The organism is Lactobacillus isalae (assembly GCF_947539375.1).
GTDB lineage: Bacteria > Bacillota > Bacilli > Lactobacillales > Lactobacillaceae > Lactobacillus > Lactobacillus isalae.
In genome coordinates this window covers 1,728,691-1,743,738 of sequence record NZ_OX443569.1, presented here as the reverse complement: position 1 = coordinate 1,743,738, position 15,048 = coordinate 1,728,691, and the positions used below count along the sequence as shown (strand labels likewise).

The 15,048-nt window shown below is 36.8% G+C and carries 13 protein-coding genes; 5 read left to right on the top strand and 8 right to left on the bottom strand.

Going from position 1 to position 15,048, the window contains the following annotated elements; genetic code table 11:
• Nucleotides 1–5: 5 nt before the first annotated feature.
• From ssb to dnaA, 8 genes are all read right to left on the bottom strand, one after another.
• A complete protein-coding gene (ssb, locus tag QM512_RS08455; RefSeq protein ID WP_003648134.1) occupies nucleotides 6–524 on the bottom strand; it encodes a single-stranded DNA-binding protein in 519 nt (172 codons plus the stop codon).
• 33 nt (nucleotides 525–557) lie between these two features.
• Nucleotides 558–854: a 30S ribosomal protein S6 gene (gene rpsF, locus QM512_RS08450; RefSeq protein WP_003648136.1), complete on the bottom strand. Its 297-nt coding sequence runs from the start codon at nucleotides 852–854 to the stop codon at nucleotides 558–560.
• 185 nt (nucleotides 855–1,039) lie between these two features.
• On the bottom strand, nucleotides 1,040–3,511 hold the full coding sequence (gene gyrA / locus QM512_RS08445; RefSeq protein WP_282805256.1) for a DNA gyrase subunit A: 2,472 nt from the start codon (nucleotides 3,509–3,511) through the stop codon (nucleotides 1,040–1,042).
• Nucleotides 3,512–3,521: 10 nt separating this feature from the next.
• Nucleotides 3,522–5,489 carry a DNA topoisomerase (ATP-hydrolyzing) subunit B gene (gene gyrB, locus QM512_RS08440; RefSeq protein ID WP_282805255.1) on the bottom strand — a complete coding sequence of 656 codons (1,968 nt, stop codon included), beginning with the start codon at nucleotides 5,487–5,489 and terminating at the stop codon, nucleotides 3,522–3,524.
• Complete coding sequence (recF, locus tag QM512_RS08435; RefSeq protein WP_282805254.1) at nucleotides 5,490–6,614, bottom strand: DNA replication/repair protein RecF; 1,125 nt, start codon at nucleotides 6,612–6,614, stop codon at nucleotides 5,490–5,492.
• 3 nt (nucleotides 6,615–6,617) lie between these two features.
• A complete protein-coding gene (yaaA, locus tag QM512_RS08430; protein WP_282806465.1) occupies nucleotides 6,618–6,833 on the bottom strand; it encodes a S4 domain-containing protein YaaA in 216 nt (71 codons plus the stop codon).
• A gap of 210 nt (nucleotides 6,834–7,043) precedes the next feature.
• Complete coding sequence (gene dnaN / locus QM512_RS08425; RefSeq protein WP_282805253.1) at nucleotides 7,044–8,174, bottom strand: DNA polymerase III subunit beta; 1,131 nt, start codon at nucleotides 8,172–8,174, stop codon at nucleotides 7,044–7,046.
• Between the two features lie 184 nt (nucleotides 8,175–8,358).
• Nucleotides 8,359–9,723 (bottom strand): chromosomal replication initiator protein DnaA, encoded by a 1,365-nt coding sequence (gene dnaA / locus QM512_RS08420; protein WP_282805252.1) that lies wholly within the window; start codon nucleotides 9,721–9,723, stop codon nucleotides 8,359–8,361.
• Nucleotides 9,724–10,206: 483 nt separating this feature from the next.
• Between dnaA and rpmH the strand changes: the two genes are divergently transcribed.
• The 5 genes from rpmH to mnmG all read left to right on the top strand — a co-directional run bounded on the left by rpmH (nucleotide 10,207) and on the right by mnmG (nucleotide 15,037).
• Nucleotides 10,207–10,347 carry a 50S ribosomal protein L34 gene (gene rpmH, locus QM512_RS08415; protein ID WP_003648141.1) on the top strand — a complete coding sequence of 47 codons (141 nt, stop codon included), beginning with the start codon at nucleotides 10,207–10,209 and terminating at the stop codon, nucleotides 10,345–10,347.
• A 48-nt stretch (nucleotides 10,348–10,395) separates the two neighbouring features.
• Nucleotides 10,396–10,764, top strand: coding sequence for a ribonuclease P protein component (gene rnpA, locus QM512_RS08410; protein WP_282805251.1), 369 nt, complete (start codon nucleotides 10,396–10,398; stop codon nucleotides 10,762–10,764).
• Nucleotide 10,765: 1 nt separating this feature from the next.
• On the top strand, nucleotides 10,766–11,641 hold the full coding sequence (locus QM512_RS08405) for a YidC/Oxa1 family membrane protein insertase (RefSeq protein WP_282805250.1): 876 nt from the start codon (nucleotides 10,766–10,768) through the stop codon (nucleotides 11,639–11,641).
• Between the two features lie 107 nt (nucleotides 11,642–11,748).
• Nucleotides 11,749–13,134: a tRNA uridine-5-carboxymethylaminomethyl(34) synthesis GTPase MnmE gene (mnmE, locus tag QM512_RS08400; RefSeq protein ID WP_282805249.1), complete on the top strand. Its 1,386-nt coding sequence runs from the start codon at nucleotides 11,749–11,751 to the stop codon at nucleotides 13,132–13,134.
• A gap of 7 nt (nucleotides 13,135–13,141) precedes the next feature.
• Complete coding sequence (gene mnmG, locus QM512_RS08395; protein ID WP_282805248.1) at nucleotides 13,142–15,037, top strand: tRNA uridine-5-carboxymethylaminomethyl(34) synthesis enzyme MnmG; 1,896 nt, start codon at nucleotides 13,142–13,144, stop codon at nucleotides 15,035–15,037.
• Nucleotides 15,038–15,048: the final 11 nt, after the last annotated feature.

Here is a 15,048-nt window from a genome sequence, read left to right as displayed (position 1 = left end):
TAAAATTAAAATGGGAGATCATCATCTGAGATATCGATGGTGCTACCTGAATCTGCAAATGGATCTTGCGGTTTATTGCTTTCTCCACCAGCAGGAGCATTATTAGTGCTTGGAGCACTAGATCCACCAAAGTTATTAGTACTTGGGGCATTTCCTCCTTGTGGAGCAAAATTACCACCATTGGTCTGACGATTCTCACGATCTCGACGTGATTCTAGTAAAGAGAAGTTATCCACGATGACTTCAGTCACGTAAACTCTCTTACCATCTTTATCATCGTACGTTCTAGTTTGAATCCGGCCTTGAATACCAACTAACGAACCCTTTGAAGTAAAGTTAGCAAAGTTCTCTGCAGCTTTACGCCAAATTACACAGCTGACGAAATCAGCACCACGTTCACCTTGACTATTGGTGTATTGACGGTCAACAGCTAGAGTAAACGTAGCAACTGAGATTCCACTCCCGGTTGTACGTAAATCAGGATCACGTGTTAAACGGCCAACAAGTACAACATTATTAATCATACTTTTGTCCCCTTCCTAATTCACGAAAACAAATTACTTGTCTAATTTTACAGTCATTGAACGTAAAACTTGGTTATCAATACGAGAAAGACGACCAAATTCATCAACTGGTTCAGAGTTTTCTGCAACGAAAGTCATAATGTGATAAGTACCTTCACGGTATTTTTCAATTTCGTATGCGAAACGTCTCTTACCCCAATCTTTAGATTCAAGTTCTTCAGCACCGTTGTCAGTAACAACTTTATCGAAACGATCGATCAATGCTTTCTTTGAATCTTCGTCAATATCAGGCTTGATGATGTAAGTAACTTCGTACTTAGTTTTTGCCATAATAATTGCACCTCCTCTTGGACTAAATGGTTCTTGTTAAAATCAAGAACAAGGAGTAATGAATAATATTACTCACAATGCTTGATTTTATCACAGAAACAAAAAATTACCAAATGTTTTTTCACGTGATCCTGAGTTTCAGTACTCAATTATTATTACGCAAAAAATTTGGTAATTTTTTTTTATTAATTTTCTTCTACTGGTTCTTCGTCTTCTTCACTAGCTTTAGGTACTGCAGTAATACTTGCAACTTGAGAGTCATCATCAACCTTGATTAAACGTACACCTAGAGTAGCTCTTCCTGTTTGAGAAACATCATCAACGTCAAACCGAATCATAACACCAGCACTAGTGATTAACATGATATCTTCATCACCATTAACTACCGTTACACCTGCCAAAGGCCCGTTCTTTTCAGTAATATTAGCTGTCTTAATACCTTTACCGCCACGACCTTTAACTGGATATTCAGAAGCTGCTGTACGTTTTCCGTATCCCTTTTCAGAAATTACTAATACTTCTGAACCAGGTTCCAAAATATCAGATCCAACTACGTAATCGTTGTCTCTTAAATTAATTCCGCGCACACCTGCTGCAGTTCTCCCCATTGAACGAACGTCTTTTTCGTTGAAGGTTACTGCATAGCCTAAGTGTGTACCAATAAGAATATTTTGTTTACCATCAGTAGTTAAAACGTTATTTAGCTCATCCCCATCACGAAGAGTTAAAGCAATTAAACCACTACGACGGATGTTTTGGAATTCACTAACTTTTGTTCTCTTAACAGTTCCCATCTTAGTAACAAAGAATAGATAATTATCATCTGCTCCTTCAGGAACGTTAATTACAGCTTGGATCTTTTCACCCTTATCAAGTTCAAGCAAGTTAACAATTGGCAATCCCTTAGCATTTCTACCAAATTCTGGAATTTCATATGCCTTCTTTGAGTAAACTTTACCTAAATTAGTAAAGAAGAGTAAAAAGTCATGGGTACTTGAGAAGATCAAATGATTAATAAAGTCATCATCTTGAACTCCCATTCCCTTTATTCCGCGTCCACCACGATTTTGAACCTTAAACTCATCAGCTGGCATACGTTTAATATAACCATTGTGAGTTAGAGTTAAAAGCACATCTTTTTGTTCAATTAAATCTTCATCTTCAATTGAAACTGCTTCGCCTTCCGCAATTTTAGTTCGTCTGTCGTCACCAAAACGCTTTTGAATATCAAGCAACTCATTGTAGATAATTTCATCAATTCGTTCTGGCTTAGCAAGAATATCCTTGTAATCTGCAATTTTTGCCTGTAAATCTTGGTATTCAGCTTCAATCTTGTCACGCTCTAAGCCTGTTAAACGAACTAGACGCATGTCTAAAATTGCTTGAGATTGACGATCATCTAAACCGAAGTTTTGAATTAATTGCGCCTTAGCAATATCACTGTTTTGTGAACCACGAATAATTTTAATGATTTCGTCAATATGATCTAACGCAATTCTTAATCCAGCTAAAATATGCGCTCTAGCTTCAGCCTTCTTTAATTCAAACTTAGTTCTGCGAGTAATAACATCTTCCTGATGGTGAAGATAATATTCAAGCATTTGCTTCAAGGTTAAGAAGTGTGGAGCTCCATTAACAATGGCAACCATATTCATACCAAAGTTAGCCTGCATTTGGGTTTCTTTAAATAAATTATTCAAAACCACACTTGCGCTTGCATCCCGGCGAATATCGATCGTAATTCTCATACCAGTCTGGTCTGATTCATCACGAACTCCAGTAATACCATCAATTGTCTTTTCACGAGCTAAATCCGCAATTTTCTTAACTAGTTCAGCCTTGTTTACTAAGTAAGGCAATTCGCTAACTACGATTCGTTCACGTCCGCTTTTTTCTGTTTCAATGTTGGTCTTAGCACGGACTACGATATTACCTTTACCTGTTTCATATGCGCGGTAAATACCACCGCGTCCCATTACAATACCACCAGTTGGAAAATCAGGACCAGGAATGACTTTCATTAAGTCCTTCGTAGTAACATCTGGATTATCCATTAACATATGAATACCGCGAATTACTTCTGCCAAATTATGTGGCGGAATATTGGTTGTCATACCAACCGCGATACCACTAGCACCATTTACCAGCAAGTTAGGAATTCTTGCAGGTAAAACAACTGGTTCATTTTCGGTATCATCGTAGTTACGTTGCCAGTCAATCGTCTCTTTATTGATATCACGAAGCATTTCAACAGCAATTTTGCTCATTTTTGCCTCGGTATAACGCATTGCGGCTGGTTCATCCCCATCGACGGAACCAAAGTTTCCGTGTCCATCAACTAACATGTAACGATATGAGAAATCTTGAGCCATGTGAGCCATTGCTAAGTAAATTGAGGAGTCACCGTGTGGGTGGAACTTACCCATAACTTCCCCAACAATTCTGGCACTCTTTTTGTACTGCTTGTCTGGTGTAACACCTAATTCATGCATTCCGTAAAGAATACGACGTTGTACAGGCTTTAGACCATCTCGAACATCAGGTAAGGCACGAGCCACAATAACTGACATAGCGTAGTCTAAGAAAGAACTACGCATTGTATGGGTCAAATCAACATTACGTATTCTATGATCTTGAGGTTGATTTTCGTTAGCCATCTAAAGCCTCCTAAGCATCTAAATTCTCAACGTATTTAGCGTTCTTTTCAATAAATTCTCGTCTTGGACCTACTTCATTTCCCATCAAGAGATCAAAGATCTTATCTGCATCTTCTGCATATTCAGGGCTTACTCTGTCTAAACGACGGTTCTCTGGGTTCATAGTAGTTTCCCATAACTGCTCTGGGTCCATTTCTCCCAATCCCTTATAGCGTTGAACAACTGGCTTAGGACTTGGTTGAAGCGTACCAAGATAATCATGTAACTCTTCGTCTGTATCTAAGTACTTCTCTACCTTACCTTGACGAACTTGGTATAGAGGTGGACGAGCGATATAAACATAGCCTTTTTCAATCATTGGACGCATGTAATTGTAAAAGAGCGTCAAAAGCAAAGTTCTAATGTGAGCACCATCGACATCGGCATCTGTCATGATAATTAACTTGTGGTATCTTGCCTTTGAAACATCAAAGTCAGCACCAAAACCAGTACCCAGAGCTGTGAAAAGTGATCTAATTTCTTGATTGGCAAGGATTCGATCCATTGAGGCCTTTTCAACGTTTAAAATCTTACCTCTAATTGGCAAAATAGCCTGAGTTAAACGTGAACGTCCTTGTTTTGCGGATCCACCAGCTGAGTTACCTTCCACAATAAATAATTCTGAAATACTTGGATCATTACTAGTATTATCAGCTAATTTTCCTGGTAAGTTAGCAATTTCAAGTCCTGACTTCTTACGAGTAACTTCACGAGCACGCTTAGCTGCAGTTCTTGCTCTTTCAGCAAGTTGCCCCTTTTCAACGATCTTACGACCTACAGAAGGATTTTCCATTAAGAAACGGCTAAAGGTTTCTGAAAATGCACGATCTACTGCAGTTCTCGCATCTGAATTTCCAAGTTTAGTTTTAGTTTGACCTTCAAACTGAGGGTTAGGGTGCTTAACAGATACAACAGCAGTAATACCTTCACGAATATCTTCACCAGATAAGTTATCATCCTTATCTTTTAAGATTTTAGCCTTATGAGCGTAATCATTAACTACACGGGTTAAAGCAGTCTTAAAACCAGCCTCATGCATCCCGCCTTCATAAGTATGAATGTTGTTGGCAAAAGTCATTAACGTTGTCTTATAACCGTTGGTGTACTGCAATGCAACTTCAACATCAATTCCTTCGTAGTTACCTTCAACATAAATAGGCTCATCAAACAATACTTCTTGTCCCTTATTCAAAAAGGCAACGTATTCTTTGATACCACCTTCAAAGTGGTAAACATCAGTTTCAGCACTCTCTTTACGCTTGTCGGTAAACGTTAACTTTAAGCCCTTATTTAAGAAAGCAAGTTCACGAATTCGATTCTTTAAAATCTTATCGTCAAAGGTTGTAGTTTCAGTAAAAATATCTGGATCAGGATAAAAATGAACAATGGTTCCATGTTCTTCAAGCGGAACAGTTCCAATTTGTTTCATTTCGCCTACTACACGACCATGGTCAAAGGAAATTCCATACTTCTTACCATCTCTCATAACAGTAACATCTAATTTAGTTGAGAGGGCGTTTACTACAGAAGCACCAACACCGTGAAGACCACCAGATACCTTATATCCGCCACCGCCGAATTTACCACCAGCATGCAAAACAGTAAATACAGTTTCTAAAGCTGGACGACCTGTTTTAGCTTGAATATCAACTGGGATACCACGTCCATCATCTTGAACTGTAACACTACCGTCTTCATTGACAGTAACTTCAATCTTAGTCGCAAAACCTGCTAATCGTTCGTCAATACTATTATCAATAATTTCCCAAACAAGGTGGTGTAAGCCTTGGCTACTAGTTGAGCCAATATACATACCTGGGCGTTTTCTAACTGCTTCAAGTCCACCTAGAACTTGAATTTGACTTGCGTTGTAAGTATCAGCACGTTTTTCAAAGTCTTTAGCTTTATTTAATGCTGCCTTGCTCTTATCTTCTGCCATTTAACTCTCCTTTGCACTGATCGTTCCAGCAGAAATGTGATAAACCTTAGGTTCCTTCACGATTTCCCAAGAAATACCTTCTAAATCTGTTGTCGTTATAAATGTTTGCGTCTTGCCATGAATATAGTTCAATAACCTACTCTGCCTTTTATGATCTAGTTCGCTCATTACATCATCTAAAAGTAGAATCGGATATTCTTGCGTCAATTCATGAACTAACTGAATTTCAGCCAATTTAACGCTTAAAGAAATCGTCCTTTGTTGTCCTTGAGATGCAAAATCATGGGCATTTTTATCGTTTATTAGAAAATCTAAGTCATCTCGGTGAGGACCGCTTAGAGTTGTTCCCTTTCGAATTTCATTAGGACGATTCTTTTTATAACTAGTAATAACTTTTTGATAAATGGTCTCTACATCATCATCTGGTTCAATTTCTTTAACTGATGGGCGATAAAAAATCTGCAATTTTTCAGCTTGACCACTAATCTCACTATGAGCAGTTTGAGCATATGAATTAAGTTTTTTGATGTATTTAATTCTCCTGGAGATGATCTCTGCTGCAATTCCTGCCAGCTGATCAGACAATACATCCAAAAAAATTTGATCATTTGTCTTTTTGATGCTCAATTGCTTTAAATAATTATTTCGCTGTTGCAGTACCTGCCGATACTGACTTGAAAAATATAGATATTCTGAATTAATTTGCCCAAACTCTAGGTCCATAAATCTTCGTCTAACAGACGGCGCTCCTTTAACTAAAGCTAAGTCTTCTGGAGAAAATAAAATTGCATTCATTTGTCCAACATAAGCTGAAAGTTTTTTCTGCTCTAATCTATTTACCCATGCTTTTTTACCATTGGGCGTTAGACGTAATTTTAGTTCTACCTCTAATTGGCTTTTGTGAACTTTCCCTTGCAAGCCAGCAAACTTACTACCGAAGCGGATTAGTTCCTTATCGCTATTAGTTCTATGCGACCGAGTTAAGGCTAAAAAATAAATTGCCTCAAGTAAATTAGTTTTTCCTTGGGCATTTGGACCAATAAAAATATTTACATGAGGATCAAAATTTATTTTTAATTCTTCAAAATTTCTAAAGTCTTTTAGTTCAAAGTTTGCAAGATACATTGGCTACTCTGAAACAAATTCATATTCTTCACCAGCTAAATCTAATACATCTCCTGGATGCAATTTCTTTCCGCGACGATCTTCAAGTTCGCCATTTAATTTAACTGGATTATCTTTTAAATACCACTTAGCTTGACCACCAGAAGATATTACGCTTTCTTCTTTTAAAAATTGGGCGAGCGTAATATATTCTCCCTTAATTGTGAATTTTTTGATAATATCACCCCATTTACCTTGTCATACCTAGTTATTATACCGTTTTTTTATGTGAAATTCAATTTTATGGCGCATTATAGCCTTTTTTAAGCCATTTTACCCTAATTTAATATGGCTATACTTAACCAGATAAAAATTCGCTTAATCAGCCTAAATTTAGCTTTTAAGTATAACAAGAAAAAAAGAGCTACTGAGTAGCTCTTTTTCAGAAAACTAAAATGTTCTAACTGGAGTAATCAATTGGGTAAAGTTGACGTCTTGTTTTGCCGGTACAACTGTAAATGGTCTTAGCGGTTGCGTGAAGTTCATGATAATAGAATCTGTAATTGAAGCACGTAAAGCTTCTCTTAGGTAATCAGGGTTGAAGGAAATTGTTAGCCCCTCACCCTCAAGATTCTTAAAACCAATTTCTTCTTCCACATTACCAATTTCTGGAGAATCACCTTGAAGTTTAACTAATTGATTTTGAACATCCAAGGTCATCTTTACTACATTATTACGACTTTCATGAGTAAGAAGACTTGCACGCTCTAGGGAACGAGCCAAAACTGGCAATTCAAATTCAACAGAAGTAGTAGATTCTGTTGGAATCAAACGATCAGTATCTGGATATTGGCCATCAAGCAAGCGAGAGTAGAAGGCAATATTTCCAACTTCAAATAAAACTTGGTTTTCACCTGGATTTACTGTAATTTCGGGATCACTTTCACCAATAATTCTAGCTAATTCTACTAAGCTTTTTCCTGGAATAATTAAATCTGTACTTGTTTGTGGTCCGTTTTCTAGAGAAATTTGACGTTGAGATAGACGGTGGCTATCTGTCGCAACGGCTTTAATTGATGAACTATTGAAAATAAAGTTAACACCGGTTAAAGTTGGCCGACTTTCTTGAGTAGCAACAGCAAAAACTGTTTCGTTAATAATTTCTCTAAACGTTTTGCCAGAAATCTTAAATGAAGCATCAGTAGAAATTTCTGGTAAATGTGGATAGTTATTAGCGTCTAATCCGTTAATCATAAATTCGGTATTTTCAGAAACGATTTTTGTTTGAAAACTTTCTTTTACTTCAAATGAAAAATCTTTACCTGGTAATTTTTTAACGATTTCGCTAAAGAAGCGAGCAGGTAACACAATTGAACCAGTAGATTGAACAACTAAGTCGTCATTTACAGGAATTTGAATCTCAATAGAAATATCAGTATCACTACCTGTTAAGGTAAGCATTTCATCGGTAAGGGTTAACTTAATACCACTTAATATTGGAATAGTAGCACGTGAAGAAATTGCACGCATTGCATTATTTAGGTTTTCGAGGAATAAATTACGATTAATTGTAAACTGCATCGTTTACCTCCTGTGAAGTTATATGTACTTTGTTTTGTTTATTTAATTATATATTTAAATACTTAGAAGTAGTAGTAGGGCCAGTGGAATCTGTGGGAAACTTAGCAAACACCTGAATAAAACGGACTTTTGCATGTTTAATAAATGTGGACAAAAGTAAAAGTTATCCACATGTTATTAACTTTTAGTGTTCAAGCATTGCTTTTAAATCATACACAGCTGCTTTAATTTCTGCATCAGTTTTTAGGGCGCGAGAAATCTTATCGCAAGCATGCATTACGGTAGTATGATCTTTGCCACCAAATTCCTGTCCGATTTTAGGCAAACTTGAATCTGTCAATTCACGTGATAGATACATTGCTATTTGACGTGGAACTACGATTTGTTTTACACGTTTTTTTCCTTTTAATTCTGTAGTTGAAGTTTGGAAGTAATTTGCAACAACTTCTTGAATTTTAGAAATTTGAAGTCCCCTATTTTTTTGGACCAGTTTTAAGTCTGCTAGAGCTTCTTTGGCTAGATCAACATTAATATCTTCTCGTTCAATTGTTGCGTGTGCTTGAACTTTAACTAAAGCTCCTTCAAGTTCTCGAATGTTGGTATCAACTTGAGAGGCAATGTAATCAAGAGTACTGTCATCAATTGCTAAGCCATCTGTTTCAGCTTTTTTACGTAAGATTGCGATTCTAGTTTCTAGATCAGGCGGCGTAATTTCAACTTGCAAACCCCATGCAAATCGCGAAACTAAACGCTCTGATAATTCAGGAATTTCAGTTGGCAGACGATCACTAGTCATAACGATTTGTTTTTGATCATTATAAAGAGTCTCAAAAGTATGGAAGAATTCTTCTTGAATCCCCTCTTTTTTTGAGAAAAATTGAATATCATCTACCAATAAAAGATCACAGTTCCGATATTTGTTACGAAATTCAGCCTGAGTTTTGTTTTTTATTGAATTAATAAAGTCATTTACGAAAGTTTCACTTTGGATATAAACCACTTTTGCATGAGGTTTCTCGGCAAGCATTTGATGACCAATTGCTTGCATTAAGTGGGTTTTACCTAAACCAACGCCCCCAAAAATAAATAAGGGATTATAAAAACTTCCGGGATTATCAGCAACGGCCAAGGCTGCTCCAGCTGCCAGTTTATTTCCTTCACCTTGAACAAATGTGTCAAAAGTATACTTGCTATTTAATTGAAGGTCTTGTGCAAACTCGTCCCGACGATCTTCTAAAATCTCCTGGTTTGTTTTGACTCTCGGCTTGGGTGTAACTAAGCGTTCAGGCCCCTCTTTACCTGCAACTTCAAATTTAGGTTGTATTTCCATATCTGCGTAAGCATAAGCTTCTTGAATTAGCTGAGAAGCTAAGTTCTTTTCCCAATATCCCTTTGCAACTGGAGATTCAACGGCGATTATCATTTCTTTTGTCTTTTTATTAAAGGAAATAGGTTTAGTATTTTTAAACCAAGCATTATAGGCAACTGTGCTGTAGCTTTTTTTCATCTCAGCATTGAAAAATTGCCAAAATTTATCTAGATCAAACAAAAAAATTCCTCCAAATACTGTATTATCCACAGAATAAGTCAAAATAAGTTTAGCATGAATTAAAAAAGTTTTCCACAAGGAGTAAAAAGAACTAACATATTCACAGCTATGTGGAAAATAAAAAATAAAAATCCACTGAGCTGTGAAATAAAATTTCATATTAAAGTTATCCACAAATACTTGTGGGCTTATTTCTTGCTCTAGATTAGCATTTTTTAGGTGTGCAAAACTATTATGCACAGGTTGTTTATTATATTCTAAACAGGCTGTGAATTGTGCATAACTTTGAGAATTATTTTGTTGATAAAATCTAAATAAAAATTTTTATAAAAGATATCCACAAAATAAAAATTGAAAAATACTAGAAAAACTACTTTTCTTTTTAGGAAAATTTTGATAAGGACTTGGTTTTTTAGCGTAAATATGCTATTCTATCTTAGAAATTGTGCTTATTAAGCATTGAAAAACGGAGGTGCAACATTAATGTCAACTAAGAGAACTTACCAACCTAAGAAGCGTCACCGTTCACGCGTTCATGGTTTTATGAAGCGTATGGCTACAGCAAACGGCCGTAAGGTTTTAGCAAGACGCCGTAAAAAGGGTAGAAAAGTCTTATCTGCTTAAGCCACTGAAGCTCAGTGGTTTTTTTAATTTAAGTAAGGATGAACCAGATTGAGAAAAAGCTACCGTGTAAAAACTGAGAGAGACTTCCAAAAAGTTTTTAAAGAAGGACAGTCAATGGCTAATAGAGGCTTTGTTGTCTATACTTTGCTCAAAGAAAACCAAAAGCATTTTCGCGTTGGAATTTCTGTTGGGAAAAAGGTAGGTCATACTGCGGTAGCACGCAATCGCCTTAAAAGGTTCATTCGTGCTACACTGACAGAGCTTAAACCAGAGATAAGGTCTGATTTAGACTTTTTAGTAATAGCTCGGCCTTACGCACGTGATTTTGATATGGGACGAACCAAGAAAAATCTTATTCATGTCTTAAAGCTAGCTAAAGTCTTATCAAACGAAGAGACGGAAATTGAGGAAAAGTAGAGTGAGAAATCATTTGTCTAAGAAAAATTGGAAACTGATTCTATTAGGTCTAGGGATGCTTACCTTAGCTTTAGTAGTTACAGGCTGTGCATCAACTAATGGATCGAGTGTTGCTCCTATTTCTCATACTAGTGGCAATTGGTGGGATCGGTATATTGTTTACTATATTTCCCAATTTATTCTTTGGATTGCAAGTTTAGTTCATGATTCCTATGGTTGGGCAATCATTATCTTTACTATTATAGTAAGAATAATATTATTACCATTGAATGCCATTTCTATTAGAAGCATGGCTAAGCAACAAAAAGTGCAACCACAGATGGATGCATTGCGTAAAAAGTATCCTGGTAAGGACGTTGAGTCACGCCAAAAGCTGCAAGAGGAAACTAGCAAGCTGTATAAAGAAGCTGGTATTAATCCATATACTGGATGTTTACCAATGCTAATTCAGTTACCAGTTATGTATGCCTTGTATCAAGCAATTTGGCGGACTCCACAGTTGCAGAATGGTCGGTTTTTGTGGATGGATTTGGGACGTCCCGATCCATATTACATCATGCCTATCTTGGCAGCTGTATTTACTTTTATGAGTACATATATCAGTCAGATGTCAACGCCTCAATCCTCACAAAATGGAATGACTAAAGGAATGACATACTTGATGCCTCTTATTATTGGGGTGTCAGCAATTGGTATCCAATCTGCGATTTCCCTTTACTGGGTGATTTCAAACTTATTCCAAGTAGTTCAAACCTTTATTTTGCAAAATCCATTCAAGTATCAACGTGAATTGGAAGAACAAAAGAAGGAAGAACGTGAACGTCAGCGCAAAGTTCGTCGCGCATACAAACGTTTAGGACGTAAACAACAAAAATAAATTATCTTTAAATTAAGATAAAGTAGTCAAAGTGCTTTATCCATCATTATTTTTTGTAGTGGTGGAGTGGGCACTTTTTTTATTTAGATATTTATGTAGGTGAAAAAATGGCACAAGTATTAACGCAATTTGATACAATCGCTGCAATTTCTACTCCTATTGGCGAAGGAGGAATTTCGATTGTTCGTCTATCTGGTGAAGATGCGGTAGCGATTGTGAACAAGCTTTTTAAGGGAGCGGACTTAACTAAAGTTCCTACGCATACTATTCATTACGGGCATATTGTTGATCCTAAAACTAATGAAGTTGTCGATGAAACAATGGTAAGTGTATTACGTGCGCCCAAAACATTTACTCGAGAAGATATGGTAGAAATAAATTGCCATGGGGGAATGATTGTAACTAATGATATCTTACAGCTCCTTTTGGCGAATGGAGCTAGAATGGCTGATCCAGGTGAATTCACTAAGCGTGCGTTTATGAATGGACGAATTGATTTGACCCAGGCAGAATCAGTAATGGATATCGTTCGAGCAAAGACTGATAAATCTCGTCAGGTTGCAATGACTCAATTAGCTGGTGGTTTATTAGGCAAAATCCAAAAAATGCGCCAGGAGCTTTTAGACACAATGGCTCATGAAGAAGTTAATATTGATTATCCTGAATATGATATGGATGATTTAACTTCTCAAGAAATGAAGAAAAAGGCACAAGAAGTTTCTAAGCAAATTGACCAATTACTAAAAACTGCTCAAGAGGGAAAAATTATTCGTAACGGTCTAGCTACTGCAATTGTCGGAAGACCAAATGTTGGGAAATCTTCGCTTCTAAATTACTTAACTCAAGATGACAAGGCAATCGTAACTGACATTGCGGGAACGACTAGAGATACACTTGAAGAATACGTTTCTGTCAAAGGCGTGCCGCTAAAATTGATTGATACAGCCGGTATTCACCATACAGAAGATAAGGTCGAAAAGATTGGTGTTGAGCGTTCTAAGAAGGCTATTGCCGAAGCTGACTTAGTGCTTTTGCTTCTTGATGCAAGTCAAGATCTGACTGATGAAGATAAGAAACTACTGGATTTAACGGCTAATAAAAAGCGGATCATTATTTTGAACAAGCAAGATTTAGGTACAAAAATTTCCCAGGAAATGATCGAAGAAATCACTGATAATCCAATTATTGCAACTTCAATTTTGAAGCAAAAGAATATGAATGCACTTGAAAATGCAATTGAAAAATTATTCTTCAGTGGAATAGAAAATTCACAAAACCAAATCTTGGTAACTAATCAAAGACAAGCCGGCCTTTTAGCTAAAGCTAAACAATCTCTAGAAGATGTAGTTAGTGGAATTGATGATGCTATGCCTTTAGACTTAGTTCAAATTGATTTAAAAAATGCTTGGGATACTTTAGGTGAAATCACTGGTGAAAGTGCACCTGACGAATTAATTACGCAATTATTTAGTCAATTCTGTCTTGGAAAGTAGGATAAAAATGAAAACTTATGAATCAAATGAATACGATGTAATAGTCGTTGGAGCTGGTCATGCGGGAGTAGAGGCTGCCTTGGCATCTGCTCGTATGGGAGAAAAAACGCTTCTTTTAACTATTAATTTGGACATGGTTGCTTTCATGCCATGTAATCCATCTGTTGGAGGTCCTGCAAAGGGTACCGTTGTTCGGGAAATTGATGCTCTTGGCGGACAAATGGGTAAAAATATTGATGCCACTTACATTCAAATGAGAATGCTTAATACAGGAAAGGGTCCAGCTGTTAGAGCATTGCGCGCACAGGCAGATAAGTGGCAATATCATGAACATATGAAAGATACCATTGAAAATGAGCCTAATTTAACTTTGCGACAAGCTGTTGCAGATGAATTGATCGTTGAAGATGGAGTATGTAAAGGATTAATCACTAATACTGGTGCAAAATATTATGCTAAAAGTGTAGTTTTGACTACTGGAACCGCTGCGAGAGGAAAGATTATTATTGGTGAATTGACTTACTCTTCTGGCCCTAATAATTCTTTACCATCTATTAAGTTGCCTGAAAATCTTGAAAAATTAGGCTTTAAGCTGCGTCGTTTTAAAACGGGAACTCCTCCTCGTGTTGATGGAAATACAGTTGACTATTCAAAGACTCAAGAAGAGCCTGGAGATAAGGAACCAAGACACTTCTCTTACACTAGTAAAGATAGCGATTATTTGGAAGATCAGATGTCTTGTTACATGACCTATACGAATACAATAACTCATGATATTATTCGCGCCAATCTTGATCGGGCACCAATGTTTTCGGGAGTTATTAAAGGTGTAGGTCCACGTTATTGTCCTTCAATTGAAGATAAAGTAGTACGTTTTGCCGATAAAGATCGTCACCAAATCTTTTTAGAACCAGAAGGCCGTAATACTAAGGAAATATACGTAGGGGACTTTTCTACTTCAATGCCTGAAGAAGTGCAATTAAAGATGCTTCATAGTGTGGCTGGATTAGAGAAGGCTGAATTAATGCGTCCTGGATACGCAATTGAATACGATGTAATTGAGCCTTGGCAATTAAAACACACTTTAGAGACTAAGAATATTAAGCATTTATTTACCGCTGGACAGATGAACGGAACTTCAGGATATGAGGAAGCAGCTGGACAAGGTTTAATTGCAGGAATCAATGCGGCTTTAAGTGCTCAAAATAAGCCCGGCTTTACTTTGCAAAGAGATGAAGCATATATTGGTGTCTTGATTGACGACTTGGTAACTAAGGGAACTAATGAGCCTTATCGCTTATTAACAAGTAGAGCAGAATATCGTCTTCTTCTTCGTCATGATAATGCAGATTTGCGTTTAACTGAGAAGGGGCATAAGTTAGGCTTGATTTCAGACGAACGCTATGCTGAATTTGAAGCTAAAAAGCAAGCTATTTCCCGGGCAATGAAAGCTATTGAAAATGTTACCATTCATCCGACTGATGAAGTACAAGAATATTTAGCTAGCGTTAAGCAGGATCGTTTAAATGCAGGAGTTAGCGGTGCGGCTTTCTTGAAGCGTCCACGTGTAACCTTTGATGCAGTTGAAAGGCTAAGTGGTCAAACTCTAGCTACTGATCGTTATGTCAAAGAACAAGTTGAAATTGCATTGAAATATGAAGGATATATTAAAAAGGAAAAGACTTTGGTTGACCGCTTGCACCGTCTTGAATCAAAGAAGATTCCAGTAGATATTGACTACAATGCAATCCCAAGTTTAGCTACTGAAGCACGTCAAAAATTTGAAAAGATTCGTCCTGAATCTATTGCTCAAGCTGAAAGAATTTCTGGAGTAAATCCAGCTGATTTGGCAATTTTAACTGCCTATATTCAACAAGGTCGAATTGCTAAAATAAAAAAATAAATAATTAAGTA

What these genes read in the sequence shown, in the direction of transcription:
- ssb (WP_003648134.1), bottom strand. Translation starts at nt 524, where the DNA reads ATGATTAATAATGTTGTACTTGTTGGCCGTTTAACACGTGATCCTGAT.
- recF (WP_282805254.1), bottom strand. Translation starts at nt 6,614, where the DNA reads ATGTATCTTGCAAACTTTGAACTAAAAGACTTTAGAAATTTTGAAGAA.
- dnaN (WP_282805253.1), bottom strand. Translation starts at nt 8,174, where the DNA reads ATGCAGTTTACAATTAATCGTAATTTATTCCTCGAAAACCTAAATAAT.
- rpsF (WP_003648136.1), bottom strand. Translation starts at nt 854, where the DNA reads ATGGCAAAAACTAAGTACGAAGTTACTTACATCATCAAGCCTGATATT.
- mnmE (WP_282805249.1), top strand. Translation starts at nt 11,749, where the DNA reads ATGGCACAAGTATTAACGCAATTTGATACAATCGCTGCAATTTCTACT.
- rpmH (WP_003648141.1), top strand. Translation starts at nt 10,207, where the DNA reads ATGTCAACTAAGAGAACTTACCAACCTAAGAAGCGTCACCGTTCACGC.
- mnmG (WP_282805248.1), top strand. Translation starts at nt 13,142, where the DNA reads ATGAAAACTTATGAATCAAATGAATACGATGTAATAGTCGTTGGAGCT.
- gyrA (WP_282805256.1), bottom strand. Translation starts at nt 3,511, where the DNA reads ATGGCTAACGAAAATCAACCTCAAGATCATAGAATACGTAATGTTGAT.
- gyrB (WP_282805255.1), bottom strand. Translation starts at nt 5,489, where the DNA reads ATGGCAGAAGATAAGAGCAAGGCAGCATTAAATAAAGCTAAAGACTTT.